This is a genomic window from Variovorax sp. Varisp41 (genome assembly GCF_047325085.1).
In the GTDB taxonomy this organism is placed as follows: domain Bacteria; phylum Pseudomonadota; class Gammaproteobacteria; order Burkholderiales; family Burkholderiaceae_C; genus Variovorax.
The window spans coordinates 1,810,608-1,837,571 of the sequence record NZ_CP168541.1 but is presented as its reverse complement, the minus strand read 5'-3'; the positions used below and the strand labels follow the sequence as shown (position 1 = coordinate 1,837,571).

The following is a 26,964-nucleotide window of genomic DNA, read 5'->3' as shown; positions in this document are numbered from 1 at the left end:
GGCCTCAGGCCGGCGTGAGCCGCGCGTGCGAAGCGGCTTCGGCCGCGACGGTGCGCCAGTCGTAGTGCATCGGCACCGTTTCCGCGCGCCGCCAGGTGTCGCTCTGGTCGGCGTAGTGCGCATCGCGCGGATCGCCGGCCGCGCCGTGGAACACGATCCAGCGGCAGGCCTCCCACTGCCCCACGTCGAACACGTAGCGCGCCAGCGAGGCGTAGTGCGCGTGCGGGCCCAGGTGCGGCAGGTAGCCGGTGGTGAAGACGGTCTCGTTGTCGCCGCCGATCGCGCCCATGTCGCGCTGCGCCACCAAGGGCTCGGCGGGGAACACCGGCGCCAGCGGATGGCGCAGTTCGAGCCGGTGCCGCTCGCCCCATGCCGCCACCGGCAGGCGTGCGACCTCGGCCAGGGCCTCGGTCAGCACCTCGTCCCAGTTCGCGCCGCCGAGCAGCGCGCGATCGTCGGCACGCAGCAACTGCGGCACGCACCAGCCGAGCTGGTAGTCGATCGCCAAGCCGGGCGGCACGGTGCGCTGCCGGCTCACGTCGAGCGCGGCGAGCCCGCTGCGCCGCGCCACCGCGCGCGCCAGCGCCATGCGCAGCGAAACATAGGCATCGGCTTCCTGCGAGTCGGCCTCGAGGCGCGCATCCCAGGCCACGAGGCGGTCGCGCAATGCACGCGATGGGGCATCGGCCAGCGTCAACGGTGCGAGCCGCGCACAGATTTCGCGCGCCGGCAGGCTCAGCGTGTCGCGGTGCACGGCCTCCATGCCCGCGACATCGGCCGATTCCATCGCCACCAGCAGCTGCCAGATGCGCTGCGCGCGGTGCGGCGGATGGCAGTCGGTGCAGAGATAGTCGTCATGGCGCTCGATCACGCGGTTGTTGGCGGTGACGATGAGGCCCGCTGCGGGATCGATCTGGCGCGGCATGCGCTCCCAGTCGATCCAGCCCTTCCAGGCATGGCGATCGAGCCAGCCCGGCACCGGCAGCCAGCCGTTGGCGGCCGCGCGCCGCGGCACCTTGGCGCGCACGTGGTGGCCGATGTGGCCCTGCGTGTCGCCGGCCACCAGGTTGTGGTCGACCAGGCCCCAGCCGCGCACCGACTCGAACAGTGCATCGACGCTGCGCGCCTCCATCATCGGGCGCATGCAGTCGAGCGAGCGGTCGGCCTCCACGTCGGCCGAATGGCGCAGCACCAGCGCGTTGCCGCTCTTCGCGTCGCCGGCCACCACCGGGCCGCGCGCGGTCACGAGGATCTCGCAGTCCACGTCGGCCTGGCCGCGCACGCGGATGCGTTCCACGCGGCGCTCGACCTCGGCCCATTGCGCATCGCCGCCGCCGGGCGCGTCGCTGCGCAGGTAGCGCCGGCCTTCGTCCTCGAAACGCTCGAGGTAGACGTCGGCCGTGTCGACGAAGGCCACCGTCACGCACCACGCCACGTCGGGGTTGTGCGCGAAGTGCGGAAAGCCCGGCACGCCCGGCGAGGTCAGGCCGATCACGTCGAAGGCATCGCAGGCCAGGTGGCACTGCAGGTACATGTTGGGCATGTCGAGCACACGGTGCGGATCGCCCGCCACCAGCGGCCGGCCGCTGCGCGTGCGGCTGCCATGCACCGCCCAGTTGTTGCTGCCGCCGCCGGCCGCCTCGGTGTCGGCCTCGCCGATGAAGGCCGAGATGGCATCGGCCAGCTCGGCCATGTCGGGCGACAGGCGCCCGGCCAGCGAACCCGGCGGCAGGCAGACCAGTTCCTCGCCGCCGTCGTCCATGCGCAGGCGATCGATGGCCTCGGCGCCGATCACCGGCAGCGCGATGGCGCGCCACAGCTTCGGATAGACCGAGTTCAGCAGCAGCCCGGTCTGGCGCAGCACCGCGATGCTGTGCCATTCCTCCCAGGGCTCGGGCGCCTCGCCGAGCAGCGCGTACTCGGGCGACAGCGCGCCCTTCGCAATGAAGGCGTTCACGCCCGCGGTGTAGGCCGCGAGCATGGCGCGCGCAGGGGCGCCGAGCGCGGCGAGGTCGCGGCGGCTGCACTCGGCCAGGCCGAGCCGGCGCACCAGCATGTCCATCGGCACGGCGGCCGGGCCGATCCATTCGGCATAGCGGCCGATCGCACGGCGGCGCAGCGCGTCCATCTGCCACAGGCGGTCGCTCGCATGCACATGGCCGAGCGCGAAGAAGGCGTCGTCGGCGTTGGCGGCGCGCAGATGCGGAATGCCCCAGGCATCGCGCCACAGGTCCACCGGGGCGTGCAGTCCCTTGAGCGGGTGGGTCGTGTTCATCGGGTGGTGCTCCTTGTCTCGTTCGTTCTGTGCGTGTGCGGGAGCCCGCCCCTCAATCCATGCGCAGCGCGGGCGGCGCCATCCGCAGGAAGGGACTGAGGCTCTCGTAGAGATGAGTGAGCTGCAGCACCGACAGGTCGTCGCGCGGACGGCCGATGATCTGCATGCCCATCGGCAGGCCGCGCCCATCGAAGCCCACCGGCAGGCTGATGACCGGACAGCCCGACAGCGTGCCGGGCGTGACCACCTCCATCCAGCGGTGGTAGCTGCTCATGGCACGGCCCGCGATCTCGCGCGGCCAGTGCTCCTCGATCGCGAAGGGGAAGACCTGCGCGGTCGGCAGCGCGAGGAAGTCGTGCCGCTCGAACAGGCCCAGCAGGCAGTCGTACCAGGCGGTGCGGTCGAGCGCGGCGCGGTAGAGGTCGTCGGCCGAGAGCTTGCGGTACTGCTCGATTTCCCATTGCAGCTCGGGCTTCTGCAGCGCGCGCGAGGCCGGCACGTCGTAGTGCGCGCCATGCTTGCCGCCGATGATGAACTGGCGCAGCACGGTGAAGGCGTGCCAGACGCGTTCCCAGTCGAAGTCGGTGCGCACCGGCTCGACCCGCAGGCCCGCTTCGCCGAAGCGCGCGAGCGCCGATTCGCACAGCGCGAGGATGCCGGACTCGAACGGCAGGTGGCCCCCGAGGTCGCCGAGCCAGCCGATGCGAGCGCCGGCGAAATCGCGCTCGAGGCGGTCGTGCCAGTCGGGAACCGCGCCGTCGAGCGACAGCGGCGCGCGCACGTCGTAGCCCGACTGCACCGACAGCAGCAGCGCGAGGTCGTCGGCGCTGCGGCCCATCGGGCCTTCGGTGGTCAGTTGCCCGGCGAAGGCATCGCCGCGCGGCCAGAACGGCACCCGCCCCTGCGAGGGCCGCAGGCCCAGCACGTTGTTGAAGGCCGCGGGGTTGCGCAGCGAGCCGCCCATGTCGGCGCCATCGGCCACCGGCAGCATGCGCAGCGCGAGCGCCACTGCCGTGCCGCCGCTGGAGCCGCCGGCGCTGAAGCGCGGGTCCCAGGCATTGCCGGTGGCGCCGAACACCGGGTTGTAGGTGTGCGAGCCCAGGCCGAACTCGGGCACGTTGGTCTTGCCGATGAAGATCGCGCCGGCCGCGCGCATGCGCTCGACCATGATCGCGTCGGCCGCCGGCAGGTGGTCGGCGAACAGCGGCGAACCGAAGGTGGAGCGCATGCCGCGCACCGGCGCCGTATCCTTGATGGCCTGCGGCAGGCCATGCAGAGCGCCCAGCGCGTCGCCGCGCGCCACCGCCGCATCGGCCGCGTCGGCCTCGGCGAGCACCTGTTCGCGCTCGACGCGCGAGACGATCGCGTTGAAGCGCGGGTTGAGCGCATCGACCTGCTGCAGGAAGGCGCTCACCACCTCGCGCGACGACAGCGCGCGGCGCCGGATCAGCGCCGCCAGCTCGCGCGCGGGTAGCCGGCAGAGCTCGGGCACCAGCACGGTGTCGGTCATCGCGTCTTCTCGCCCGACGCCAAGGCCGCGCGCACCGCGTCGGCGATGCCCTGCGCCGTGAGGCCGTGGCGTTCGAACAGCCAGGGCATCGAGGCGCCCTGCGCGAAACGGTCGCGCACGCCCAGGCGCACCAGCCGCGTGCCGGCACCGGCCTCGGCCAGCACCTCGGCCACGGCCGAGCCCAGGCCGCCGACGATCGAGTGGTTCTCCACCGTCACGATCAGGCGCCGGCGGGCGAGCTGCCGCTGGATGAAGGCCTCGTCGAAAGGCTTGAGCGTGTGCGCGTTGGCCACGGCGACCGCGATGCCCTGCGCGCGCAGCGCGCGCGCCGCCGCCTTCGCGGGCTCGACCATCAGGCCGCTCGCGACGATCAGCGCCTCGCCATCGCCGTCGTCCAGCGGCTGGATGCGGCCGAGCTCGAGCGGCTCCCAGGGCGTGCCCTCGGGCAGGGCCGCGGACGCGCGCAGCAACCGCAGGTACACCGGTCCCTTGTGGTCGGCCGCGGCACGTACAGCGGCCGGCACCTGCGCCGGGCCCGAGGGTTCGATCACCGTCATGTTCGGCAGTGCCCGCATCAGCGCGATGTCGTCGATCGCCTGATGGCTCACGCCGAGGATGGTCGACAGGCCCGGCAGGAAGCCGACGATCTTGACGTCGGTGCGCGGATAGGCGACCTGCATCGCGATCTGGTCGAAAGGCCGGCGCGTGGCGAACACGCAGAAGGTATGGACCCAGGCCTGCAGCCCGCTGCGCGCGAGGCCGCCGGCCACGCCCACCATGTTGGCCTCGGCGATGCCGGGGTTCAGGAAGCGCTCGGGGAAGGTGTCGCGGAAGATGTCGGTCTCGGTCGACGAGGTGAGGTCGGCCGAGAGCGCGACGATGTTCCGGCGTTCGCGCGCAAGTGCGAGCAGCGCCTCGCCGTAGTAGCGCGGCACCGCCGATGCACCCGCCGACTGCGCGGCTGACATCGCGGTGTGGGCACCGCCCTGCGTGAAGTCCTCGACCTCGAGCGTGCGCGCCGGCGCCTTGATGTTCGCGTTCATGCCATCTCTCCCAGTTCACGCAGCGCCGCGTCGGCCACCTCGGCCGGCAGCTTCGCGTTGTGGCTGATCACGCCCTCGAGCAGGCTCACGCCCTTGCCGGGCACCGTGGTGGCGACGATCATGGTCGGCCGCGCGCTCTGCCCGCGCGCGGCGGCGAAGGCCGCGAGCAGCGCCTCGAGGTCGTGGCCGTCGAGCTCGATCACCTGCCAGTTGAAGGCGCGGAACTTGTCGGCGATGGGCGAGAGGCGCAGCACGCTGTCGGTATGGCCCTCGACCTGCATCCAGTTGAGGTCGAGCACCACGCAAAGGTTGTGCAGGCCCTCGGAGCCCGCGAGCATCGCGGCCTCCCAGACCTGACCCTCCTCGAGCTCGCCGTCGCCGAGCACCACGTTCACGCGGTAGTCGATGCCGCGGATGCGTGAGGCCAGCGCCATGCCGGCGGCCACCGACATGCCCTGGCCCAGCGAGCCGAAGGTGCCTTCGACCACGGGGCCGAGCCGCTCGGAGACGTTGATCTCGAGCGCCGAGCCGTCCTTGACGTAGTCGTCGAGCGAGGCCGAGGGGATCATGCCGCGCAGCGCGAGCGCCGCATGGAACAGCGCGGAGTTGTGCGCGGTCGAGAGGATGCAGCGGTCGCGCTCCTCCCAGCGTGCATCGGCGGGGTCGATGCGTGCCTCGTGGAAATAGAGGCTCGCGAAGATCTCGGCGGCGCCCAGGCCCTGCTGCACATAGCCCTGGCCATGGCGGCGCACGAGCTCGATGACCTGGCGGCGCAAGGTGTGCGCCACGCGCCGGAGTTCCGGCACGGGCAGCGCGAGGCGGTCGCGGCGTTGCCAGTCGGGAGGGAATGCCGTGGGATGCAGGGCGCTGCCGGGGTCCGTCATGTCGGGCTTTTCTTTCTGCTGGAAGGGGGTGGCTGGTTGCGCAGCGCGAGCAATTCCTCGGCGCGCGCGGGATTGGCGTCGATCTCACCGAGCACGCGCACGAAGTCGCGCCCGCCTTCGATCAGGTCGTCCTCGATGGCCTTGCGCACCATCGCCGTGTCGCGCAGCTGCAGGCCGCGCAGCACGTTCACGTGCTGGTGCTCGGCGTCGTAGGTCGGATGGCCGTGCGGGTAGAGGAAGTTCAGCATCGGTCCGACCTGCACCCAGATGCGGTCCAGCAGCTCGGTGAGCTGCGGCATGCCCGAGTGTCGGTAGATGCCGAAGTGGAAATCGAAGTTGTGCTGCAGGGCCGCGCGGTAGTCCTTGGTCTTCTCCGCGCGCACCAACAGGCGATGGCTTTCCGTCAGCTGCTTGATCGTGGCGTTATCGAGCAATGGCACCGCGCGCTCGGCGGCCAGTGGCTCGAGCGCGAAGCGGATGTCGCGCAGCTCGAGGTACTCGGCCAGCGTGAGCTGGCGCACGCGGATGAAGTAGCCCTCCTTCATCTCGAGCGCGCGGTCGCGCACGAGCTGGATCAGGGCTTCGCGCACCGGCGTCTCGCTGGTGCCCATGGTCTTGGCCAGGTCGCGGATCTTCAGGCGCTGGCCCGGCTGGAAAGTGGCCGACATCAGCTGCTCGCGCAGATGCTCGTAGATCTGGCTCGCGAGGTTGGTGCGTTCGACCACGTTGATGACGGGGGTTGCCATGGCTTCTCTCTCCTTGAGTGCGGGTGCGTGAATCGCGCGGCTATTGTGGCGTTCGCGTTTCGGGGACTCGCACGGGAGCGGCTCAGCGGAAGCGTTGGGCGACGGCGGCGAAGGCCGCGTCGGTGGCCTGCAGGGCTGTGTCGATGTCTTGCACGGTGTGTGCCAGCGACAGGAACATGTTGTGCCTGGGATGCAGGTAGACGCCGCGGCGCAGCGCCTCGACCGTGAACACCGCCCCCTTGTCGAAGCCCGGGTCTTCGTCGAACAGGATCAGCGGCAGCGCCGCCGGCCCCGTCTGGCGCACCGGCACGCCATGGCTCGCAGCCTGCGCGGCGATGCCGTCGCGGAAACGCTGGCCCATGGCTTGCACATGGCCCACCACGTCCTGCGCATCGGCCACTTCGATGGTCGCCAGGCCCGCGGCCATCGCCACGCCGCCCGACCAGAACGAGCCTGTGGTGTAGATGCGCGTCGCCGCTTCGCGCAACGCGTCGACCCCGGTCACGGCCGCAAGCGCGTAGCCGTTGGCGATCGACTTGCTCCAGGCGCTGAGGTCGGGGCGCACGCCCACGGTCTCCCAGCTGCCGCCCGCATGCACGCGAAAGCCCGCGCGCACCTCGTCGAGGATCAGCGCGGCACCGGCCCGGTCGCAGAGTTCGCGGGCACGGCGCGCGAACTCGGGCGTGGGCAGCTCCTGGTCGATGCCCAGGTCGTGCTTGAAGGCCGCGCAGACGATGGCCGCGAGGTCCGTGCCTGCCTGGGCCACGGCAGCCTCGAGGCTCGCGATGTCGTTGTAGGTGTAGTGGATCAGGTGCGCGCGGTCCTCGGGCGTGATGCCCTGCGGGATCGGCGTGCACCAGGGGTCTGCGCCGTGGTAGGCCTTGGTCGCGACCAGCACCTTGCGCTTGCCGGTGGCCGCGCGCGCCACCATCAGGCAGACGGTGGTGGCATCGGTGCCGTTCTTCTGGAACAGCACCCAGTCGGCATGGGCGCTGCGCGCGACGAAGCGCTCGGCCAGCTCGACGAAGCGCGCCGTGGGACCGTCGAGGCAGTCGCCCAGCGTCTGCTGCCTGCGCGCCGCTTCATCGACCACCGGATGGTGATGGCCCAGCAGGTTCGGGCCCCAGCTGCACATGAAGTCGATGTATTCGTTGCCGTCGACGTCCCAGACGCGGCAGCCCTGGCCGCGCTCGAAGAACTGCGGGTAGCCCGCGGGCAGCGAGGCCGCGTTCAGGTGCCCCGTCATGCCGCCGGGCACGACCTTGGCGGCGCGTTGCCGAAGCTGGAGATCGTGACGGTTCGACAGGGGAGACGAGGCGGCGGAAGACACGGACGGCATGCGGGATCCTTGGCTGCTTTTCTCGAAGTTTGACACATGATATATCATGTTTGATGTAGTACAAACCCCGGATTCGCAGCCCCGCTCAACGCCCTGGGCCGGCGCGCCCTCCCCTCGCGCCCGGCTCAGAAGGCGTGCCGCACGCCCATCACGCAGCCAGTCGAGGTCGCGGGCACATAGCCCGCGGTCGCCGTGAACGCGGGCGCCCCGCCGACGATCAACGCAGCTCCGTTGCGATTGCGCACCCGCGCCGCCGTGACATACAGCGCCGTGCGCTTCGAGAGGTTGTGCACATAGCCGATCGCGAGCTTCGACGCCGAGGGGTCGGCCGCGGGGAACGCCGCGTTCAGGTCGTAGCGCACCCGCGCATAGGACGCGCGGAACAGGCCCGGCCCGATCGGCACCTGCACGCCGAGCAGATAGCCCGAAAGCTCCGTGTCCGGCACCGCGCCCACGGCTGGCGGCTGCGCGTACCTGCGCACGCGCTCCACGCGCGAGAGCTCCGCCGTGAGCTTGGCCACCTCGAAGTCGTAGGCCACGCCGAGATTGGCCGTGCGCACGCTGTCCGTGGTTCCCGCATAGAAGCTGTCGGCCACGGTGTTGGTGCTGTAGGCCAGGGCGATGTCGAGCGGGCCGCTCGCATAGCCGAAGCGCCCGCCGAGATAGCGGCCGGCACGCACCGCCGGCACCGCGCCGGCGTTGAGCCGGCCGGAAGGCCCGATGCCCGGCGGCGTGCTGTCGCCCGGCGTGTAGCGCGTGTTCTCGTGAAAGCCGTACATCAGCTGCCCATAGAAGCCGCCGAGATCCTTCGGCAGGAAATAGCCCACCGAATTGCCGACGCGCGCGTAGTTGCCGTTGGCACCGAAGCCCGGCTCGCTCGTGCTGGCCGCGAGCAGCAGGTTCGTTCCCGGCCCGACCTGGCCGAAGGGGTCCATCACCGAGTCGTTCCAGAAGGTGGGCGTGTAGTCGCGGCCCAGGCGGATCTCGCCGAAGCCGCCCGACAGGCTGACGGTGGAGCGGCGCGAGAACGAGGCGATGCCGGTCTGGCCGTCGTCGTTCGAGATCGGTGCCTCGAGCCAGAAGCTCGCGGCCAGGCCGCCGCCGAGGTCTTCCGTGCCCCGAAAGCCGAAGCGGCTCGAGTTGTGGCCCGAGTTGATCATCGCGTTGCGGCGCAGGCCGATGGCGCCGCGCGCGGCCGCCGCGGGATCGCTGGCGAGCGTGCGCAAGGAAGGCTCGGCGCGGCTCGAGAACGTGCCGATGGCCGTGTCGACCACGCCGAACATGAGGATCGACGACTGCGCCGAAGCGGCGGAAGCGGCGCAGGCCGCAGCGACTGCCGCGGTCGCGGCAAGGCTTGGTTTCATGGGTTGTCTCCAGTGGTTCTTGTCTGCCTGCTCGCACCGCCGGTGCGAGGGCCACTGGAATTTAGAAAGAAGGGCGGCGGCGCGGTTTAGCTTCGAGGGCGGACGCCCTTCGCCGCTGGAGAAAGCCTCAGCCGGGCGGGCGCGCGGCCGCCTCGATGCAGTGCGCGAGAAAGGACTGCGCGGCTCCCGACAAGCCGTCGTCGCCCGAACGGATGCCGATCAGCAGCTGGCGCCGCGCCCAATCGTCCTCGAGCGCCACCAGCTCGACAGGCGTGGCCGACACGTAGTGCCGCACGATCAGGTAGGGACTCACGCCGATGCCCAGGCCCTCGGCCACCATGCGGCACAGCGCATCGCAACCGCGCACGTTGATGCGCACCTTGAGCTTGCCGCCGCTCGCCGCCATCAGGTGCTGCGCGATCGAGCTGCTCGGCGACAGGCCGATGAAGTCCTCGTCCAGCGTGTCGGCGAAGCGCACGCTGGGGCGCGCGGCCAGCGGGTGGCCCTTGGGCACCACCAGGCACAGCCGATCGGTGTGGTACGGATAGGTGGCGATCGCATCGTTGCCGCTGGGCCCGATGAAGATGCCCATGTCCACGCGTCCGTCGAGCACGGCGTCGACGATCTGCTCGCTCGTCCATTCCGACAGGTCGATGGCGATGTTCGGATGCAGGTCGCCGAAGCGCTTGAGCTCGCCCGGCAGGAATTGCGTGACCGCCGAACCCGTCGCCGCCACGCGCACCAGCCCCTTCGCGCCGAGCGCGTACTGGCTCAGGTCCATGTGCATGCGATCGACGCCGAACAGGATCTGCCTGGCGTGCTGCAGCAAGGCGCGCCCCGCGGGCGTGAGCGTCATGCCGCGCGCATGGCGATGGAAGAACTGGCTGCCCGTCGAGCTCTCGAGATCGCTGATGCGCTTGCTGACCGCCGCCACCGCGATATTGCTTTTCTCCGCGGCCGCCGAAAGGCTGCCCGCCTCCGCGACGGCGGCGAAGAGCCGGAGGGTGGTGAACTCGAGTTGCTTCATGGCGGCCGCCTCGTCGGCTGGGTGAAGGGTTCGCCGGTGGCGCATCGCAACCGGCGGCTGCCGGCCCTTCGGCGCGGGCGGCGCCTCAATTCTCGGGCTTCAGGCCGATGCGACGCGACAAGTCCGCATAGCGCGCGATGTCGCGCGAGATCAGCTTCGCGGCCTCCGTCGGCGAACTCGCCACCACCTGGCTGCCCTGCTCCTCGACGAAGCGCGAGACCTCCTTCGACTTCAGCACGCGGACGATCTCGGCGTTGAGCCGCTCGAGCGCCGGCGCCGGAATGCCGGCCGGCGCGATCATCGCCTGCCAGCCGCCGAGATCGAACCCGGGCAACCCGGCCTCGGCCATCGGCGGAACCTCGGGCAACAGCGCCAGCCGCCTCGGCGTGGTGAGCGCCAGCGCGCGCAGGCTGCCCTGCCTGATCAGCGGCATCGCGACGCCCGCCGCGATGAAGCCGGCATCGAGCTGCCCGCCGACGAGGTCGGTGGTGAAGTTGTTGTTGCCCTTGTAGGGCACATGCAGCAGCTTCACGTCGGCCGACGTCGCCATCAGCTCGCCCGCGAGATGGCCGACGGTGCCCACGCCCGCGCTGCCGAAGCTCAGCGACTTCTCGGCCGGCCGCGACTTCGCGAGCGCGATGAAATCCGCCAGCGTGCGGGCCGGCAGCGCGGGATGCGTGACCAGCACCATCGGCCCCGTCACCAGCAGCGACACCGGAACGATGTCCCTGGCGGGGTCGTAGGGCAGCCGATAGAGGCTGGGACCGATCGCATAGTTGTTGGCCACCATGCCGATGGTGTAGCCGTCGCGCGGCGCGCGCAGCATCTGGCTGATGCCGATCAGCCCGCCCGAGCCGGGCACGTTCTCGACCACGATCGACTGGCCGAGCGCGGTGCCGAGTCCGACCGCGAGCTGGCGCGCCATGTTGTCGACCGAGGAGCCCGGCGCATTGGGCAGGATCAGCCGGATCGGCTTCGTCGGATAGCCCTGCGCCCAGGCGAAGGGGACGGGCAGGAACGCGGCGGCACCGATGGCCAGCGCGCGACGGCGCCGCGGGTTGAAAGGGATGGTCGTCGTTGGCATGTCGTGTCTCCGGCAGGCCGCATCGGACGCGGCCTCTTGTCGTTGTTCGAAAGGCAGGTCGGCGCGCGCCTCAATCGCGCGCCAGCGATTCCTGCACGAGATGGGCCCACTGCGCGCCGTGCAGGTCGCGGTCCTCGAGCGAGCCCTGCACCACCGGCCTCGGCAGGCTGATCTTGATGACGTTGAGCGCCCCGATGCGAAACACCTTCACGCTGGCGGCATCGCCGCGCAGCAGCCGGGCGATCTCGTCGGCCTGCACCCGAGGCTCGTCGCACAGCGCCCGGAAGGCCCCGGCATCGTGGCAGAAGATGTCGATGGTGAGCCAGAACGGCCCGGCATTCTTGGAGCGTACGTCGTAGCTGGAAGGATCGGGACGGGTCACAGCGGTTCTCCGAAGGTGGCGTAGTCGAAACGGAACGGCGACAGCGGATCGGACACCGTCATCACGTGGTTGAGCACGAACTCGTAGACCACGCCCCGGTTCATCGAGGCGGGCGACAGCGGGAAGCAGTGCGTGGGCAGCTCCTCGTCGTCCGGCAGCGGGAAGTGCAGCATCGGCGAGTTCAGGATCGCCAGCAGTTCCCGGGTGCGCTCCTGCGTGGGCGAGGTGACGATCGCCATCACCCCGATCTCGGTCGGGTTGCCCGGGAGCGATTCCAGCGCCCCGAGCGTCGCGTCGCGGCCGATGGCGCGGAACTGCAGATGGTAGTCGCCGCTCTCCAGCTTGAGCTGCAGCGCGATCAGTTCGCGCGAGCGCCGCTCGAGATTCCCGATCCATTCGTCGAAGCGGTCCTTGTAGCGCGACGCGCGCAGCAGGCACATGATCAGCGCCTGATGTCCGGCCGGCGCGGCGCCCTCGAGCTTGACGGTGTAGGCATCGGCCGGCGTCCAGGTCGAGCCCTCGACACGCACGCGCTGGTCGTCGATCGATTCGTAGCGGGCCCGCTCGACCTCGAGCGTGCCGCCCGGCTCGACCAGCACGTGCGGGTTCGAGTTCTCGTAGAGCATGTGCGCCAGCACGGTCCGCGGCGTGGCGCGCGCGCCCTCGGCCAGGGCCTGCACGGTGAAGCCGGTCTGGTCGATGGTCGCCATCACGGCGCCGGCCATCGGCTTGGTGGTGCAGTGCGCGCCGCACTCCAGGATCTTGCCCGCATGCCAGGCGGCCCCGGCATGGACGCCGCGCATCAGCGGCACGGCCGCCATCAGCGCTGTGTCCGTCGCTCGCCCGGCGAGCACGATGTCCACGCCCTGCCCGAGCGCATGGATGATCGGCTCCACGCCCATGGCCGCGACGATATGCGAGCAGCGTTCGATCAGCGCGTCGTCGATCGGCAGCAGTGGCTGCAGACCGGAGATGCGGCCCTGCGCGAGCGCCGTCTTCACCGCCGCGGCCGATTGCTCGCTGTAGATGCAGGCCACGCGCACGGTCTGCCCGAGCTCGATCGCGATCTCGCGGCACAGATCGCGCATGAGGTTCACGCCCGCATCGGAGCCGCAGGTACCGCAACTGCCCACGATGAGCGGAATGCCGAGCTCGGCACGCGCGACCATCAGTTGCCGCAGCTCGTAGCGCAACGCGCCCACCGAGCACTTGGCCTGGCCCGATCCCAGGTAGTGCGGACCGGAATCGGTGGAGCCGCCGTCCACGGCGATCACGTCGGGACGCTCGCGCATGCCGCGCTCGAATGGCTGCTGCGATCGCGCGCCGGCGCCGATCGAGCCCGAGGGGACCAGGACTTTCACGCTTGTCTGCATCGTTCTTCTTTCATCGGGAGAGGTTGGGAGAGCGGCCATCGGCCAGAAGACATTCGGCGGCGGGCGTCTGACCATCGAGGACCTGCACCACGCAGCGCGCCGCGATCAGGTTCGTGCGTGCGAGGCTCTCGGCCGTCGACGCCCCCGCATGCGGCGTGGCGACCACCTGCGGAAGCCGCAGCAGCGCGTGCGTCACCGCCTGCAAGCCGGGATCGGCCTCGCTTTCGAACACGTCGAGCCCGGCGCCGCCGAGCCGCCCCTCCTCGAGCGCGGCCAGCAGCGCGGCATCGTCGACCAGGCCGCCACGCGCGGTGTTGACCAGGATGGCGCCGCGCTTCATGCGCGTGAGCGCCGCGGCGTCGATCAAGCTGTGGGTCGCCGGCGTCAGCGGCGCGTGCAGGCTGACGATGTCGGCGCAGGCCAGCAGTTCGTCGAGGCTGGCGAAGCGCGCGCCCTGCTCGGCGGCGAAGGCTTCGTCGCGCTCGGGCGTGGCGATCAGCACCCGGGCCTCGAAGCCGCGCAGGCGCCTCACCACGCCGCGGCCGATGCGCCCGAGCCCCACCACACCGACGGTCTTGCGGTAGAGCTCGGTGGCCAGCGGAATAGACCAGTCGCCGACGACGAGTTGTGCCCGCGCTTCGTGCAGGCGGCGGCCCACCGCCAGCATCAGCGCGATCGCATGGTCGGCCACCGCGGCGTCGTTGCCACCCGCTGCGATGGTCGCCACCTTGCCGTGGCGGCGCACCGCATCCTGGTCCACCCGCTCGTGCCCCACGCCGCGCCGCGCGATGACCCGCAGCGCGGGCAGCGCACGCAGCAACTCATCGTCGACGCGCGCATGGCCGACGATCCAGCCCTGCGCGCCCTCGAGATGGCGCCGCAGGACGTCGACGCCGAGATCCCCGTCGGCCACGCCAGCCGGAAGCTCGACCTCGCTCACCGTGCACCCGTGCTGTTCGAGAAAGGCGCGGGCCTGCGCATCGAAGAAGCGCTGCGTGACGACCACGCGCCGCGCCGACAAGAGCGTGCTCATGGCGCGGCAGCCTCCTCGGCCACGGCGCCCCGGCTCGCCGCCACTTCGGGCGCGGCACCGAGCTCGATGACCAGGTTGAAGTGCCGGTCGATGGAGAACACGCAATCGGGACCGAAGCTGCAGCTCGATTCGCGCTCCTCGACCACGGCCGGCCCCTGGAAACGGTCGCCGGGCTTGAGCGCATAGCGGTCATAGACCCGCGCCGGCAGGTCGCCGAATTCGGCGAAATTTACCACCCGCACGCCACGCAGCGGATCGCTTTGCACCGGTGCATGCGCGAGGCTGATGTCCTGCGCGGGCAGGCTCGCCGACAGGCGCCAGTTGATCGCCTCGATGCCGACGTCGCGCACCGTGCGGTCGAACCGCGCCGCGTAGGTGGCCACGAAAGCATCGCGGATCGCGCCGCGATCGGCCGCGCCCAGGGGGCCGCGCGGAATGTCCACGGTGATCTCGAAGCCCTGGCCCAGGTAGCGCATGTCCACCGACCAGCGCAGCGAGATCTGGCCCGCGTCGCCGCCGGCCCCCAGCAGCAGCGCGCTGGCCGAGGCCTCCATCTCGGCATAGATGCGGTTGACGTGGTCCCAGTCGACCTGCTCCAGGCTGGTCACGTAGCCACGCACCTCGTCGACCGCAGGTGCCGCCACCAGGAACCCGAGCGCCGAGATCACGCCGGCCCCCATCGGCACGATGATCCTGCGCATCTTCAGCAGCCGGGCGAGCGCATAGGCGTGGACCGGACCGGCGCCACCGAAGGCGAACAGCGTGTAGGCGCGCGGGTCCTTGCCCTTCTCGGCCAGGTGCATGCGCGTGGCCGCGGCCATGCTCTCGTCGACGATGCTGCGGATCCCGCGCGCCGCCTCCTCGCTGCCGATGCCCAGCGGGCCGGCCAGCTTCTCGCTCACGGCCGAGCGGACCTTGTCGATCGACAGCGCCATCTCGCCGCCGAGGAAGAACGCGGGGTCGAGGCAACCGAGCAGCAGGTCGGCGTCGGTCACCGTCGGCTCGGTGCCGCCGCGGTTGTAGCAGACCGGCCCTGGCACGGAGCTCGCGCTGCGCGGGCCGACCTTCATCAGGCCCACCGCGTCCACCGCGGCGATCGAGCCGCCGCCCGAGCCGATCTCGATCATGTCGATGACCGTGACCTTGAGCGGCAGGCCCGAACCCTGCTTGAACTTGCGCAGGCGCCCGGCCTCGAAGTCGTGCTTCAGGTGCGGCTGCCCCTGCTCGATGAGGCACATCTTGGCGGTGGTCCCGCCGACGTCGAACGACACCATGCGCGGCTCGCCGGCGGTGCGCGCCACGAAGGCAGCCGCCATCGCGCCAGCCGCCGGGCCCGACTCGATCAGGCGCACCGGATAGCGCTTGGCCTCGTCGACGGTGGTGATGCCGCCGCCGGACAGCATGATCCGCAGGTCGCCCTCGAAGCCCAGCGCCGCCAGGTCGGCGCCGAGCCGGTCGAGGTAGCCGTGCACGCGCGGCTGCACGTAGGCATTGACGCAGGCGGTGGTGGTGCGCTCGAACTCGCGAATCTCGGGCGCGACCTCGGCCGACAGGCTCACGAGCAGGCCGGGGTACAGCCCGTGCACGATCTGCCGCGCGCGCCGCTCGTGCGCTGGATTGCGGTAGGCATGGAAGAAGGCGATCGCCAGCGCTTCGATGCGATGTTCCTCCACCAGCGTGCGCACCGAACGCGCCACGCCCTCTTCGTCGAGCGGGGTGCGTTCGCTGCCGTCGGCGAGCAACCGGCCGCCCACGCCCAGGCGCAGCGAGCGCGGCACGATCAGCGGCGCCGGCTGCAGGAACAGGTCGTCGACGTCGTAGCGGCTCTCCCGCCCCATCTCGAGCACGTCGCGGAAGCCCTCGGTGGCCAGCAGCCCGACCTTGGCGCCGGTGCGCTCGAGCACGGTGTTGGTGATCAACGTCGTGCCATGCACGATGCTGGCGATCTGGCCGGCTCGCGTGCCGGTCTCGGCCAGCAGCCGCTCGATGCCCTCGACGATGGCCTGGCTCGGTTGCGCCGGCGTGGTCAGCCGCTTGCCGGTGCGCGTGATGCCGCGTGCCTCGTCGTGCAGCACGAAGTCGGTGAAGGTACCGCCGATGTCGACGCCGATGCGGGTGGTCTTTCTCATTGCATCGCTCCCTCGTCCTGCCCGTAGCTGGCCAGGGCCGCCGCCGGCGACACGAAGCCGTCCGACACATCGCGGCGCAAGCGCGCCGGATCGCGCTCTCGCGGCGGGCCGTAGCCTCCGCCGCCCGCGAACAGCAAGGTCACGCATTCGCCGGGCGGGAACTCGACCTTCGACTTCAGCGACAGCACCGCGCCGTTCGAGAGCAAGGCGGCCGTGGGCGCGCCGGGCTGGCCGCCGAGGATGCCGAGCGCGGGATGGCGCTCGCGGTCGGCGAGCAGCGCCAGCTGCATGGGCCGCCCGGTGATGTTCTCGACCTCGCAGCGCTGCCCCAGCCCGCCACGGTGCCGGCCCGCGCCGCCGGAGTCGGCCCGGTATTCCTTGCGGCGCACCAGCACCGGCGCCACCGCTTCGAGCGCCTCGATGCTGCCGGCGCCCGAGTTGGTGGGGAAGGCCGTGGTCGACAGCCCGTCGCCCCGCGCCGACGCCCCCATGCCGCCGCTGGCGAACAGAATCTGCGCGAAGCGCGAGCCCGAGCCGGTGGCGCCGCTGAAGCGCACCCGCATCGCCGGCGTGCCGCCGCTGTCGGCCAGCACCTGGTCCGGGATCACGCGCGCCAGCGCCTGGTAGATCGCGCAGCACAGCATGTGGCCGGTGAGGTGGCGCGCCGCCACCGCCGCCGGATGGCGCGCGTTGAGGATGCTGCCTTCGGGCGCCTTGACCAGGATCGGCCGGTACGAGCCCTCGTTCCTGCGCGTCGCGGGATCGAGCACGCACTTGATCGGATAGACCGAGTAGGCCTGCGTGTAGTTCATCGTGCAGTTGGTGCCGCGGTCCACCTGGGGCGAACTGCCTTCGTAGTCGACCGTCATGGAGTCGCCGCTGATGGTGATCGCGCACCGGATGTGCGTGGGCCGGTGGGCGAAGCCGTCGGCATCGATGGCGGATTCGTAGCGGCCGTCCGGGATCGCTGCGATCGCCTTGCGCACCGCCATCTCCGAGCGCTCGTGCACCGCCTCCGAGAGGGCGTCGAGCGAGCGCAGCCCGGCGTCGGTCATGAAGTCCACGGTGCGGCGGCGGCACACCTCGTTGGCCGTGACCTGCGCTTCGATGTCGCCGAGCACCTGCTCGGGCAGGCGCACGTTGTTGAGGAACAGCTTGAGCATGTCGTCGTTGCGACGCCCGGCGCGGTAGAGGTGCATCGGCGGGATGCACACGCCCTCCTCGTAGAGCTCCTGCGCCCCGGCGCCCGGATTGCCGCCGATGTCGGGCGCGTGGGCCACCGATCCCGCGAAGCCGGCCAACTCGCCCGCGAAGAAGATCGGCGTGACGATCGCGATGTCGGGCAGGTGGCCGGTCGCCAGCCAGGGGTTGTTGGTGATCAGGCAATCGCCCTCGCGCCAGCCGGACGCGGGGTAGGTTTCGAGCATCGCCTTGGTGGTGCGCGGCACGATGCCGGCGAAGGCGGGAATCCCGCCGGTGCTCTCGGCGATCGACTGGCCATGCCGGTTCATCAGCACCGTGGCGAAGTCGTTCGATTCGCGCACGATGGTCGAGAAGGCGGTGCGAAGCAGCGCGGTGGCCGCCTCGTCGGCGATGGCGACGAGCCGGCTCCACCAGATTTCGAGGGTGATCGGGTCGATGGTTTCTTTGTCTCGGGAAGGCATCTTTTTCCTGTTCGCGGCCATCGGCTGTGGCCCGTGGCGCAACTTTAGGAACGCGAGCCCGCGCTTGGTTTAGCTTCGAGGCGCGTAGCTTTCGCGGCGAGCGAAAGCGCAGCGCGGCAGGCGCCGTGCCGGCAGCTACCGAAAACCAGGGATGGCCGCCCATGCCGGCTGAGCAACAATCGATGCTTTTGCGGTGGATCACCTCAGGCGAATGCGCGCTCCCTCCCTCTCGGTCCGGCTCCTGCTGGTGGCCTCGGCGGCCCTGCTGCCGCTCGCCGTCGTCTGCGGCTTCGCGCTCAACGGGCTGCTGCAGGCCCAGCGCGCGCAGACCCAGACCTCCACCACGGGCGTGGCGCGCGCGCTCGCCACCTCGGTCGACAGCGAGCTGCGGCTCACGATCTCCGCGCTGCAGGCGCTGGCGCTGGCCGAACCGCTGGGCGCCAGCGAGGACAGCGGCCTGATCGACGCACTGGTGCTCGCCAAGGCGCTGCGCGCCACCCATCCCGAATGGCGCGGCGTGCTGCTGATCGCGCCCTCGGGCAAAGTGGTCTTCAGCAGCGAGGGCTCGGTGGCCGGGGCCGACGGCGAGGTGGTCGAGGCCGCCAGCCTGGCCGAGGTGATCCGCACGCGCCAGCCCGGCATCGGCGTGCTGGCGCCGGGGCCGCGCGGCAACCTGGCCTTCGCGGTGCGGGTGCCGGTGGTGCGCGACGACACGGTGCGCTACGTGCTCACCGCCATCGTGCGCCCCGAGGCGATCGGTGCCGTGCTGGCGCGCCAGCGCGTGCCCGAGGGCTGGGCGGTCTCGGTCTTCGATTCGGCGCTGACGCGCGTGGCGCGCTCGCGCGATGACGAGCGCTTCCGCGGCCGGCCGCCCAGCGACAGCCTGCGCGCGCTGCTGCAGACGATGAAGGACCGGCGCGAGTACGTCGGCACCACGCACAACGTCGACGGCACCGAGGTGCAGACGGCGGTGGCGCGCATCGATGTCGCACCCTGGATCGTCGCGCTCGGCGCGCCCACCGCGGTGGCCGACGACGCACTGCGCCGCACCCTGCTCGCCTATGGCGGCGGCCTGCTGGTGTCGCTGCTGCTCGGCGCGCTCGTGGCCTGGTGGATGTCGCGCTCGATCACGCGGCCGATGGCGCGCCTGCGCCGCAGTGCCGACGCGCTCGGGCACGGCCTGCCGGTCTCGACCCATGCCTCGGGCATCGCCGAGATCGACGCCGTGGCACATGCGCTGGCCGATGCCGCCACGCAGCGCACCGAGCACGAAGCCGAGCGCGACAGCCTGCTGAACGCAGAGCGCGAGGCCCGCACCGTGGCGCAGGCGGCGCAGACCCAGCTCGAGCGGCTGGTGAGCGCGAGCGCGGTGCTGTCGCGCTCGCTCGAGGAAGAATCGACCCTGCAGGCCATCGCCGGCATCATCGTGCCGCATGTGGCCGACCTCTGCCGCATCGACCTGCTCGACGAGCACGACGTGCTCGAGCGCAAGCTCACCCACCATGCCGACCCCGCGCGCAGCGCCGAGATCGCGCGGTTCGTGGACAACAGCGCCGCGCCGACCACCGGCCCTGGCTCGTTCCCCTGGGCCATCGCCAGCGGCCAGACCTTCATCGGCAACCTCGACAGCCCCGGCGACTTCGAGCTGCTCGACCCGCAGCTGCGCGCCTTCGTGCAGATGCTGGGCATCACGGCCGGCTGCGTGGTGCCGCTGGTGGCGCGCGGGCGCACCATCGGCGCGATGGCGATCCTGCAGGACCGCTCGAAGCGGCGCTTCTCGCCGGCCGACGGCGCCCTGATCGGCGAGCTCGCGCAGCGCGCCGCGCTGGCCCTGGACAACGTGCGCCTGCTCGCGCGCGCCCGCAAGGCGCAGACCCAGGCCGAGGTGGCGAGCCAGGCCAAGGACGAGTTCCTCGCCATGCTGGGCCACGAGCTGCGCAATCCGCTGGCGCCGATCTCGCTCGCGCTCACGCTGATCGAACGGAAGGACGAAAAAGCCTTCCCGCGCGAGCGCCAGATCATCGAGCGGCAGGTGCGCCACCTCTCACGGCTGGTCGACGACCTGCTCGACATCTCGCGCATCGTGTCGGGCAAGATCGTGCTGCGGCCCGAGCCCGTCGACCTGCGCGACGTGGCCGCCAAGGCGATCGAGCTCACGCAGCCCGCGCTGCAGCCGCGCGCGCGCATGCCGCGCCTGGGCCTGCCCGATCAGCCGGTGCCGGTGCTCGGCGATCCGCTGCGGCTGGTGCAGATCGTGTGCAACCTGCTGAACAACGCCGCCAAGTTCACCCAGCCCACCGACGAGATCGTGCTGGACCTGCGCATGGCCGATGGCCAGGCCGAGCTGTCGATCAGCGACGAGGGAATCGGCATCGCGCCCGAGCTGCTGCCGCATGTGTTCGACCGCTTCGTGCAGGGTGCGCAGCAGCTGCAGCGCGCGGCCGGCGGCCTGGGCCTGGGCCTGGCCATCGCGCAAAGCCTCGCGAAGCTGCATGGCGGGTTGATCGAGGCACAGAGCGCCGGCGAAGGACAGGGCAGCCGCTTCATCGTGCGCCTGCCGCTGGCCGGTGCCGCGGCCACCGAAGCCGAGGCGCCCGCCGATGCGGCCGCCATCGGCGCGCCCACGCTGCGCCTGCTGCTGGTGGACGACAACCTCGATGCGCTCGATGTGCTCGCCGAGTGGTTCGCGCTCGAAGGGCACGATGTCCGCAAGGCCGGCAGCGCCGAGGAGGCGCTGCAGCTGCTCGAGGCCGGGCCGGTGGACGCGGGCATCTTCGACATCGGCCTGCCCGGCATGAGCGGGCATGAACTCGCGCGGCGCGTGCGCGAGCGTGAGCGCGAATCGGGCACGCGGCGGATCGCCCTGCTCGCGCTGACCGGCTATGGCCAGGAATCGGATCGGCGCCAGGCGCTGGAGGCCGGTTTCGATGCGCACTTCTCGAAGCCGGCCGACCTCGGCAAGCTGCGCGAGGCGCTGCGCCAGCTCACGGACGATGCGCCGGTTACCGCGTGAGGGCGGTGGGTCTCAATCCAGCTTCTGCTGCTGCGGCAGCGAGGTGATGAAGAAGCGGATCGGCACCTCGCGCCAGACCACGGTGCCGTCGTCGGGCGTGGGCTTGAACTGCCACTTCCACACCGTCTCGACCGCCGAGCGGTCCAGCCGCGGATAACCGCTCGACTTCTGCACCTCGATCGCGGCCGGCTTGCCCGCCGGCGTGGTGCGCACGCGCAGCATCACCATGCCCTGCTCGCCATTCGTGCGCGACTCGGCGGGATACGGCGCATTGGGATTGGGCGGGTTGGGCTTCCATTCGCCGGGGTCGGCGGGTGGGTTCGAGGCGCAGGCGGCCAGCAGGGCGAGGATCGCGCTCGCCACGAGTGTGCGGGCAAGAGAGGAACGGAGGTTCATGAGGCTGTTGTCGTGGTTGTGGTCGCTGGCGACGGGGGCATTCTGCATCGCCCTCTCCTGCTGGCGGCTGCGCGTCATCCCGGATACAGGCGCGCGCTCAGGCTCGCACTCGCCTTCTGCAGCGCCGGCAGGAAGGCCTCGCGAAACTCCGCCAGCGTCATGCGCTCTGTTCGCACCGCGATGCTCATCGCCGCCACCACCTGCTGCGCGCGGTCGCGCACCGGCACGGCCATGGAGCGCACGCCGAGTTCGAGCTCGCCGTCGTTGCTGGCATAGCCCTCGCGCCGGCAGCGCGCGACGATGGCCAGCACCTCGGCCGCGTCGGTGACGGTGCGCGGCGAGAGCCGTGGCCGCAGCATGGCGCGGATGCGGCGCTCGGCCTCCTCGGGCGGCAGGCTCGCGAGCAGCACGCGGCCCAGCGCCGCGCAGTAGGCCGGCAGGCGCGAGCCGATGCCCAGGCCGGTGCTGAGGCTGCGCCGCGCGGTGGAGCGCGCGATGATGATCGCGTCGTCGTCCTGCAGCAGCGCGAGCGAAGCCGATTCGCGCGTGCGTTCCGACAGCGCGTCGAGCAGCGGCTGCGCCACCGAAGGCTCGGGCCGCGACGCCAGATAGGCATGCGCCACCAGCAGCGCCTTCGGCAGCAGCCAGAAGCGCTTGCCGTCGCTGTCGAGATAGCCGAGCGCGCGCAAGGTCAGCAGCGAGCGCCGCGCCGAGGCCGGCGTGCTGCGCGTGAGCCGCGCGACCTCCGACAAGTTGAGCCGGCTGTGCTGGCGACCGAAGCAGGTCAGCACGGCCAGCCCCTTCTCGAGCGAGGCGACGAAGTTCTTGTCGGGAGCGGGCTCTTCCTCGCTCGGGGCGTCGGTCCGGGTTTTGCGCATAGCGCAAATCTAGCTTGTTTGCGCACCGGCCCGCAAGGACACTGAAAACCCCTCGATGCACGAACAAGACGGAGACACACGATGTTCCACAGACTCGCCGCGCGCACGCTCGGCCTGGCGGCCCTGGCCGCGCTGATGTTGCCCGCGCTGCCGCCCGCCGCGCGGGCGCAGACCGCCAACGACAAGGTCGCGCGCATGATCGTGCCCTTCCCCGCTGGCGGCACCGCCGACATCCTGCCGCGCGTGGTGGCCGACAAGCTGCGCGACCAGTTCCCCGGCGGCCTGGTGATCGAGAACCGCACGGGCGCCGGCGGCAACATCGGCGCCGACGTGGTCTACCGCGCCGAGCCCGACGGCAAGACCCTGCTGGCCTCGCCACCCGCGCCGATCGCGATCAACCAGCACCTCTACAAGAAGCTGGGCTTCGATCCCACGCGCTGGGTGCCGGTGACGGTGCTCGCGACGGTGCCCAACGTGCTGGTGGTGAACCCGAAGCTGCCGGTGCACAACGTGGCCGAGTTCATCGCCTACCTCAAGGCCAACCCCGGCAAGGTGAGCTTCGCCTCGCAGGGCAACGGCACCACCTCGCACCTCACGGCCAGCCTGTTCATGCAGCTCACGGGCACCGAGATGACGCATGTGCCGTACAAGGGCACGGCGCCCGCGCTGGTGGACCTGATCGGCGGCCAGGTCGACGTGTTCTTCGACAACATCTCCTCCTCGCTGCAGTTCGCGCGCACCGGCAAGGTCCGCATCCTCGCGGTGGCCGACGAGCACCGCAGTCCCGCGCTGCCCGAGGCGCCGACCTTCGCCGAGCAGAAGTTGCCCGCGATGAATGCCGTGACCTGGTTCGCGGTGGTCGCGCCGCCGGGCACGCCGGCACCGGTCGTGGCCTCGACGCAGAAGGCCATCGCCACCGCGCTCGCGCTGCCCGACGTGAAGCAGAAGTTCGCCGAGCAGGGCGCCGAGCCGCGCGGCTGGGACAGTGCCCGCACCGGCCAGTTCATCCAGGCCGAGTCCGCCAAGTGGCACAAGGTCATCCAGAGCGCCAACGTCACCCTCGAATAAGCCCGCCATGTCCATCGCTTCATCCACCGCGTCCGCGCAACCGGTCCACTGGTCCGGGCCCGGCCTCACGCGCATTCCCTTCGGCGTCTACAGCGACGCGCAACTGGCCGCCGACGAGCAGGCGCGCATCTTCCGCGGCCAGACCTGGAACTACCTGTGCCTCGAGGCCGAGCTGCCCGAAGGCGGCAGCTACCGCACCACCTTCGCGGGCGAGACGCCGGTGGTGGTGGTGCGCGACGACGACGACGAGATCTACGCCTTCGAGAACCGCTGCGCACACCGCGGCGCGCTGATCGCGCTCGAGAAGTCGGGCCGCAGCGAGAACTTCCAGTGCGTCTACCACGCCTGGAGCTACAACCGCCAGGGCGACCTCACGGGCGTGGCCTTCGAGAAGGGCGTGAAGGGCCAGGGCGGCATGCCCGCGAGCTTCTGCAAGGAGGCGCACGGGCCGCGCAAGCTGCGCATCGCGCGCTTCTGCGGCCTGGTGTTCGGCAGCTTCTCGGACGACGTGCCCTCGATCGAGGAATACCTCGGCGACGAGATCTGCGCGCGCATCGAGCGCGTGCTGCACAAGCCGGTGGAGGTGATCGGCCGCTTCACGCAGGCGCTGCCCAACAACTGGAAGCTCTACGTCGAGAACGTGAAGGACAGCTACCACGCGAGCCTGCTGCACCTGTTCTTCACCACCTTCGAGCTCAACCGCCTGTCGCAGAAAGGCGGCGTGATCGTCGACGAGAGCGGCGGCCACCACGTGAGCTACTCGATGATCGACGCGGCCGCGGAAAAGGATGCCTCGTACAAGGAGCAGGCGCTGCGTTCCGACAACGACCGCTATCGCCTCAAGGACCCGAGCGTGCTCGCGGGCTTTGCGGAGTACGACGACGGCGTGACCTTGCAGATCCTCTCGGTGTTCCCTGGCTTCGTGCTGCAGCAGATCCAGAACTGCCTCGCGGTGCGCCAGGTGCTGCCCAAGGGCAGCGCGCGCACCGAGCTCAACTGGACCTACATCGGCTACGTCGACGACACGCCCGCGCAGCGCCGCGTGCGGCTCAAGCAGTCGAACCTGGTCGGTCCCGCGGGCTTCATCTCGATGGAGGACGGCGCGGTCGGCGGCTTCGTGCAGCGCGGCATCGCGGGCGCGGCCGACCACGAGGCCATCGTCGAGATGGGCGGCGACGGCGCCGTCTCGAGCGAGGGCCGCGCCACCGAGGCCTCGGTGCGCGGCTTCTGGAAGGCCTATCGGCAGCACATGGGCGCTTGAGCACCCGACGAGGAAAGAACACCCATGATCGACCTGCTGGCGCTGTGCGCCTTCAACGCGGCCTATGCCGATGCCATCGACAGCGATGCGCTCGAGCGCTGGCCCGATTTCTTCGCCGACGACTGCCACTACCGCATCACCCACGTCGAGAACGAGCGCGAGGGACTGCCTGCGGGCATCGTCTACGCCGACTCGCGCGCGATGCTCGAGGACCGCATCGCCGCGCTGCGCGAGGCCAACATCTACGAGCGGCAGCGCTACCGCCACCTGCTGGGCATGCCGCTGCTGCTCGAGGCCGAGGACGACACGGCACGCGCGCGCACGCCCTTCATGGTGGCGCGCATCATGGCCACGGGACAGACCGAGATGTTCGCCACCGGCAGCTACGAGGACCGCTTCGTGCAGCGCGAGGGCCGCCTGCTGCTGCAGTCGCGCGTGGCCGTGTGCGACAGCACGGTGACCGATACCCTGCTCGCGCTGCCGCTGTGAACGCCGAGTCTTCTCTTCGAACGCCACGCCGGCTCGCGCTCACGGCGGGCGATCCCAACGGCATCGGGCCCGAGATCGCGCTGAAGGCCCTGGCCGCGCTGCCGCGCGAAGACCGCGAACGCATCGTGTTGTACGGACCGTCCAACGTGTTCGAACGCACGGAGGCGCAGCTCGGCCTCGACGCGCTGCTGCGCGATGCGGCGCTGGTCGCCACCGGCGACCTCGAAGCGCAACCCGGACGTATCGACGCCGCAGCGGGCGCCTCCGCCGTCGCATCGGCCACGGCCGCGCTGCAGGCCTGCCGACGCGGCGAAGTCGATGCGGTGGTCGCCTGCCCGCATCACGAGACCGCGATCCACCGCGCCGGCATCGCCTTCAGCGGCTATCCCTCGCTGGTGGCGCGCGTGTGCGGCATGGCCGAGGAGCGCGTGTTCCTGCTGCTCGTGGGCGGCGGGCTGCGCATCGTGCATGCGACGCTGCACGAGAGCGTGCGCATCGCGCTCGAGCGCATGACGCCCGCGCTGGTGGCCGAGGCGATCCGTGCCGGCGCGCGGGCCTGCGCGCTGCTGGGCGTGGACCGGCCCTCGATCGGCGTATTCGGCATCAACCCGCATGCCTCCGAGGGCGGGCTGTTCGGGCCCGAGGATGCGACGATCGTCGCCCCGGCGGTCGAGGCCGCGCGCGCCGAGGGCCTGCGCGTGGACGGCCCCGTCGGTGCCGACCTGCTGCTCGCGGAGCGCACGCACGATCTCTACGTGGCGATGTTCCACGACCAGGGCCACATCCCCGTCAAGCTGCTGGCGCCGCGCGCGGCGAGCGCCCTGAGCATCGGCGCCGATGCGCTGCTGTCGAGCGTGGGCCATGGCAGCGCGATGGACATCGCGGGCCGCGGCATCGCGAGCCCCGAGGCCGTGCTGCGCACCATCGCGCTGTTGTCGGGTCTGCCGAACGTGTCCGGCGAGGTGGTGCCATGAGCCACCGCATCGCCATCGCCGACAGCGACCTGGCCTTCGACGGCAACGACGGCGAGACCGTGCTCGACGCCGCATTGCGCGCCGGCATCGAGCTGCCCCACTCGTGCCGCAAGGGCGTGTGCGGCAACTGCGCGGGCACGGTCGCGCACGGCGAGGTCGCACCCGCGGGCCGCGGCCCGATGGTCAACGAGACCTGCCTGCCGGGCCAGGTGCTGTTGTGCATGTGCATGGCCGCGAGCCCCGCGCTCGAGATCCGGCCGGTGTCGTGGCGGCGCATTGATCCGGCGGCACGCAAGCGCTTCGCTGCCAAGGTGTTTCGCCACCAGCTCGTCGCGCCCGACGTCTCGCTGCTGCAGCTTCGGCTGCCCGCGGGCCAGCGCGCGCGCTTCCAGGCCGGCCAGTACCTGCAGCTCAAGCTCGACGACGGCAGCACGCGCTGCTATTCGATGGCCAATCCGCCCCACGAGAGCGACACGCTGACGCTGCATGTGCGCCATGTGCCCGGCGGCGCGTTTAGCGCGCGCGTGCCGCGGCTCGAAAGCGGCGAGCTGCTCGAGGTGGAACTGCCCTTCGGCGCCTTCTCGCTGGCCGGTGAAGCCGACGACACCGCGCCGCTGGTCTTCGTGGTCGGCGGCACCGGCTTCGCGCCGGTCAAGTCCATCCTCGACGACCTGATGAAGCGCCGCGCCGATCGGCCGATCACGCTGCTGTGGGGCGCGCGCCGCGCACAGGACATCTATCTGCCCGCGGCGGTCGCGCGCTGGCAGCGGCAGTGGCCGTCGCTGCGCTTCGTCGCGGCCTTGAGCGACGAGGAAGCGACAGTGGACGAAAGCCTGCGCGCCGAGTACATCCGCGGCCGGGCCGACGAGGCGCTGGCACGGGCCTGCCCCGACCTGCGCGGGCACGCGCTGTACTGCTGCGGCTCGCCAGCGATGGTGGCGGCGGTGCGCGAGGCCGCGCTCGCGCGTTGCGGCCTCGACGCCGCCGACTTCCACTCCGACGTGTTCGTGGAGGGCCCGGCCGCCTAGGCGC

General features: G+C 71.0%; 22 protein-coding genes. 6 read left to right on the top strand and 16 right to left on the bottom strand.

Features of this window, described 5'->3' with window-relative positions:
• Positions 1 to 4 precede the first annotated feature (4 nt).
• The 14 genes from ACEN9J_RS39885 to ACEN9J_RS39820 form a co-directional block, all read right to left on the bottom strand.
• Positions 5 to 2,275 carry a penicillin acylase family protein gene (locus tag ACEN9J_RS39885; protein WP_261217371.1) on the bottom strand — a complete coding sequence of 757 codons (2,271 nt, stop codon included), beginning with the start codon at positions 2,273 to 2,275 and terminating at the stop codon, positions 5 to 7.
• A 52-nt stretch (positions 2,276 to 2,327) separates the two neighbouring features.
• Entirely contained in the window at positions 2,328 to 3,785 is a 1,458-nt protein-coding gene (locus tag ACEN9J_RS39880) for an amidase (protein WP_413765205.1), read from the bottom strand.
• Positions 3,782 to 4,828, bottom strand: a complete 1,047-nt coding sequence (locus tag ACEN9J_RS39875) for a transketolase family protein (protein ID WP_261217376.1) — start codon at positions 4,826 to 4,828, stop codon at positions 3,782 to 3,784. The genes ACEN9J_RS39880 and ACEN9J_RS39875 overlap by 4 nt, the downstream gene beginning before the upstream one ends.
• Positions 4,825 to 5,712, bottom strand: coding sequence for a transketolase (locus tag ACEN9J_RS39870; protein ID WP_261217378.1), 888 nt, complete (start codon positions 5,710 to 5,712; stop codon positions 4,825 to 4,827). The genes ACEN9J_RS39875 and ACEN9J_RS39870 overlap by 4 nt, the downstream gene beginning before the upstream one ends.
• Positions 5,709 to 6,458 carry a GntR family transcriptional regulator gene (locus ACEN9J_RS39865; protein WP_261217384.1) on the bottom strand — a complete coding sequence of 250 codons (750 nt, stop codon included), beginning with the start codon at positions 6,456 to 6,458 and terminating at the stop codon, positions 5,709 to 5,711. Before ACEN9J_RS39865 ends, ACEN9J_RS39870 begins: the two co-directional genes overlap by 4 nt.
• A gap of 82 nt (positions 6,459 to 6,540) precedes the next feature.
• Positions 6,541 to 7,797 carry an aminotransferase class III-fold pyridoxal phosphate-dependent enzyme gene (locus ACEN9J_RS39860; RefSeq protein ID WP_296736875.1) on the bottom strand — a complete coding sequence of 419 codons (1,257 nt, stop codon included), beginning with the start codon at positions 7,795 to 7,797 and terminating at the stop codon, positions 6,541 to 6,543.
• A gap of 125 nt (positions 7,798 to 7,922) precedes the next feature.
• On the bottom strand, positions 7,923 to 9,161 hold the full coding sequence (locus ACEN9J_RS39855; RefSeq protein WP_413765204.1) for a porin: 1,239 nt from the start codon (positions 9,159 to 9,161) through the stop codon (positions 7,923 to 7,925).
• 127 nt (positions 9,162 to 9,288) lie between these two features.
• Positions 9,289 to 10,188, bottom strand: a complete 900-nt coding sequence (locus ACEN9J_RS39850; RefSeq protein WP_261216824.1) for a LysR family transcriptional regulator — start codon at positions 10,186 to 10,188, stop codon at positions 9,289 to 9,291.
• Positions 10,189 to 10,273: 85 nt separating this feature from the next.
• On the bottom strand, positions 10,274 to 11,272 hold the full coding sequence (locus tag ACEN9J_RS39845; RefSeq protein WP_261216826.1) for a Bug family tripartite tricarboxylate transporter substrate binding protein: 999 nt from the start codon (positions 11,270 to 11,272) through the stop codon (positions 10,274 to 10,276).
• Between the two features lie 70 nt (positions 11,273 to 11,342).
• Positions 11,343 to 11,654 carry a DUF4387 domain-containing protein gene (locus ACEN9J_RS39840; protein WP_261216828.1) on the bottom strand — a complete coding sequence of 104 codons (312 nt, stop codon included), beginning with the start codon at positions 11,652 to 11,654 and terminating at the stop codon, positions 11,343 to 11,345.
• On the bottom strand, positions 11,651 to 13,015 hold the full coding sequence (locus ACEN9J_RS39835) for a DUF1446 domain-containing protein (RefSeq protein WP_261216832.1): 1,365 nt from the start codon (positions 13,013 to 13,015) through the stop codon (positions 11,651 to 11,653). The genes ACEN9J_RS39840 and ACEN9J_RS39835 overlap by 4 nt, the downstream gene beginning before the upstream one ends.
• A gap of 22 nt (positions 13,016 to 13,037) precedes the next feature.
• Positions 13,038 to 14,060, bottom strand: a complete 1,023-nt coding sequence (locus ACEN9J_RS39830) for a phosphoglycerate dehydrogenase (RefSeq protein WP_261216840.1) — start codon at positions 14,058 to 14,060, stop codon at positions 13,038 to 13,040.
• Complete coding sequence (locus tag ACEN9J_RS39825) at positions 14,057 to 16,189, bottom strand: hydantoinase/oxoprolinase family protein (protein WP_261216842.1); 2,133 nt, start codon at positions 16,187 to 16,189, stop codon at positions 14,057 to 14,059. The genes ACEN9J_RS39830 and ACEN9J_RS39825 overlap by 4 nt, the downstream gene beginning before the upstream one ends.
• Positions 16,186 to 17,853 (bottom strand): hydantoinase B/oxoprolinase family protein, encoded by a 1,668-nt coding sequence (locus tag ACEN9J_RS39820; RefSeq protein ID WP_261216844.1) that lies wholly within the window; start codon positions 17,851 to 17,853, stop codon positions 16,186 to 16,188. Before ACEN9J_RS39820 ends, ACEN9J_RS39825 begins: the two co-directional genes overlap by 4 nt.
• A 211-nt stretch (positions 17,854 to 18,064) precedes the next feature.
• Between ACEN9J_RS39820 and ACEN9J_RS39815 the strand changes: the two genes are divergently transcribed.
• Positions 18,065 to 20,866, top strand: coding sequence for an ATP-binding protein (locus tag ACEN9J_RS39815; RefSeq protein WP_261216846.1), 2,802 nt, complete (start codon positions 18,065 to 18,067; stop codon positions 20,864 to 20,866).
• A gap of 12 nt (positions 20,867 to 20,878) precedes the next feature.
• On the opposite strand, the gene ACEN9J_RS39810 is transcribed toward ACEN9J_RS39815, so the two are convergent.
• The gene (locus tag ACEN9J_RS39810; RefSeq protein WP_261216848.1) at positions 20,879 to 21,310 is read right to left on the bottom strand and encodes an energy transducer TonB; all 432 of its coding nucleotides are present in this window, start codon (positions 21,308 to 21,310) and stop codon (positions 20,879 to 20,881) included.
• A gap of 26 nt (positions 21,311 to 21,336) precedes the next feature.
• Positions 21,337 to 22,140: an IclR family transcriptional regulator C-terminal domain-containing protein gene (locus ACEN9J_RS39805; RefSeq protein ID WP_261216850.1), complete on the bottom strand. Its 804-nt coding sequence runs from the start codon at positions 22,138 to 22,140 to the stop codon at positions 21,337 to 21,339.
• 81 nt (positions 22,141 to 22,221) lie between these two features.
• Here ACEN9J_RS39805 and ACEN9J_RS39800 point away from each other — a divergent pair, with 81 nt between their 5' ends.
• Genes ACEN9J_RS39800 through ACEN9J_RS39780 form a run of 5 tightly spaced genes read left to right on the top strand, consistent with a single transcriptional unit; the run spans position 22,222 to position 26,960 of the window.
• Entirely contained in the window at positions 22,222 to 23,208 is a 987-nt protein-coding gene (locus tag ACEN9J_RS39800) for a Bug family tripartite tricarboxylate transporter substrate binding protein (protein WP_261216852.1), read from the top strand.
• Between the two features lie 7 nt (positions 23,209 to 23,215).
• A complete protein-coding gene (locus tag ACEN9J_RS39795) occupies positions 23,216 to 24,469 on the top strand; it encodes an aromatic ring-hydroxylating dioxygenase subunit alpha (protein ID WP_413765203.1) in 1,254 nt (417 codons plus the stop codon).
• Positions 24,470 to 24,493: 24 nt separating this feature from the next.
• On the top strand, positions 24,494 to 24,958 hold the full coding sequence (locus ACEN9J_RS39790; protein ID WP_261216855.1) for an aromatic-ring-hydroxylating dioxygenase subunit beta: 465 nt from the start codon (positions 24,494 to 24,496) through the stop codon (positions 24,956 to 24,958).
• Positions 24,955 to 25,932 (top strand): PdxA family protein, encoded by a 978-nt coding sequence (locus tag ACEN9J_RS39785; protein WP_261216858.1) that lies wholly within the window; start codon positions 24,955 to 24,957, stop codon positions 25,930 to 25,932. Before ACEN9J_RS39790 ends, ACEN9J_RS39785 begins: the two co-directional genes overlap by 4 nt.
• Complete coding sequence (locus ACEN9J_RS39780; protein WP_261216860.1) at positions 25,929 to 26,960, top strand: 2Fe-2S iron-sulfur cluster-binding protein; 1,032 nt, start codon at positions 25,929 to 25,931, stop codon at positions 26,958 to 26,960. Before ACEN9J_RS39785 ends, ACEN9J_RS39780 begins: the two co-directional genes overlap by 4 nt.
• Positions 26,961 to 26,964 lie beyond the last annotated feature (4 nt).

Coding starts and splice junctions, on each gene's coding strand:
- ACEN9J_RS39845 (WP_261216826.1), bottom strand. CDS start 11,272: ATGCCAACGACGACCATCCCTTTCAACCCGCGGCGCCGTCGCGCGCTG.
- ACEN9J_RS39805 (WP_261216850.1), bottom strand. CDS start 22,140: ATGCGCAAAACCCGGACCGACGCCCCGAGCGAGGAAGAGCCCGCTCCC.
- ACEN9J_RS39865 (WP_261217384.1), bottom strand. CDS start 6,458: ATGGCAACCCCCGTCATCAACGTGGTCGAACGCACCAACCTCGCGAGC.
- ACEN9J_RS39795 (WP_413765203.1), top strand. CDS start 23,216: ATGTCCATCGCTTCATCCACCGCGTCCGCGCAACCGGTCCACTGGTCC.
- ACEN9J_RS39875 (WP_261217376.1), bottom strand. CDS start 4,828: ATGAACGCGAACATCAAGGCGCCGGCGCGCACGCTCGAGGTCGAGGAC.
- ACEN9J_RS39825 (WP_261216842.1), bottom strand. CDS start 16,189: ATGAGAAAGACCACCCGCATCGGCGTCGACATCGGCGGTACCTTCACC.
- ACEN9J_RS39815 (WP_261216846.1), top strand. CDS start 18,065: ATGCGCGCTCCCTCCCTCTCGGTCCGGCTCCTGCTGGTGGCCTCGGCG.
- ACEN9J_RS39855 (WP_413765204.1), bottom strand. CDS start 9,161: ATGAAACCAAGCCTTGCCGCGACCGCGGCAGTCGCTGCGGCCTGCGCC.
- ACEN9J_RS39830 (WP_261216840.1), bottom strand. CDS start 14,060: ATGAGCACGCTCTTGTCGGCGCGGCGCGTGGTCGTCACGCAGCGCTTC.
- ACEN9J_RS39800 (WP_261216852.1), top strand. CDS start 22,222: ATGTTCCACAGACTCGCCGCGCGCACGCTCGGCCTGGCGGCCCTGGCC.
- ACEN9J_RS39885 (WP_261217371.1), bottom strand. CDS start 2,275: ATGAACACGACCCACCCGCTCAAGGGACTGCACGCCCCGGTGGACCTG.
- ACEN9J_RS39780 (WP_261216860.1), top strand. CDS start 25,929: ATGAGCCACCGCATCGCCATCGCCGACAGCGACCTGGCCTTCGACGGC.
- ACEN9J_RS39860 (WP_296736875.1), bottom strand. CDS start 7,797: ATGCCGTCCGTGTCTTCCGCCGCCTCGTCTCCCCTGTCGAACCGTCAC.
- ACEN9J_RS39870 (WP_261217378.1), bottom strand. CDS start 5,712: ATGACGGACCCCGGCAGCGCCCTGCATCCCACGGCATTCCCTCCCGAC.
- ACEN9J_RS39820 (WP_261216844.1), bottom strand. CDS start 17,853: ATGCCTTCCCGAGACAAAGAAACCATCGACCCGATCACCCTCGAAATC.
- ACEN9J_RS39810 (WP_261216848.1), bottom strand. CDS start 21,310: ATGCAGAATGCCCCCGTCGCCAGCGACCACAACCACGACAACAGCCTC.
- ACEN9J_RS39880 (WP_413765205.1), bottom strand. CDS start 3,785: ATGACCGACACCGTGCTGGTGCCCGAGCTCTGCCGGCTACCCGCGCGC.
- ACEN9J_RS39850 (WP_261216824.1), bottom strand. CDS start 10,188: ATGAAGCAACTCGAGTTCACCACCCTCCGGCTCTTCGCCGCCGTCGCG.
- ACEN9J_RS39790 (WP_261216855.1), top strand. CDS start 24,494: ATGATCGACCTGCTGGCGCTGTGCGCCTTCAACGCGGCCTATGCCGAT.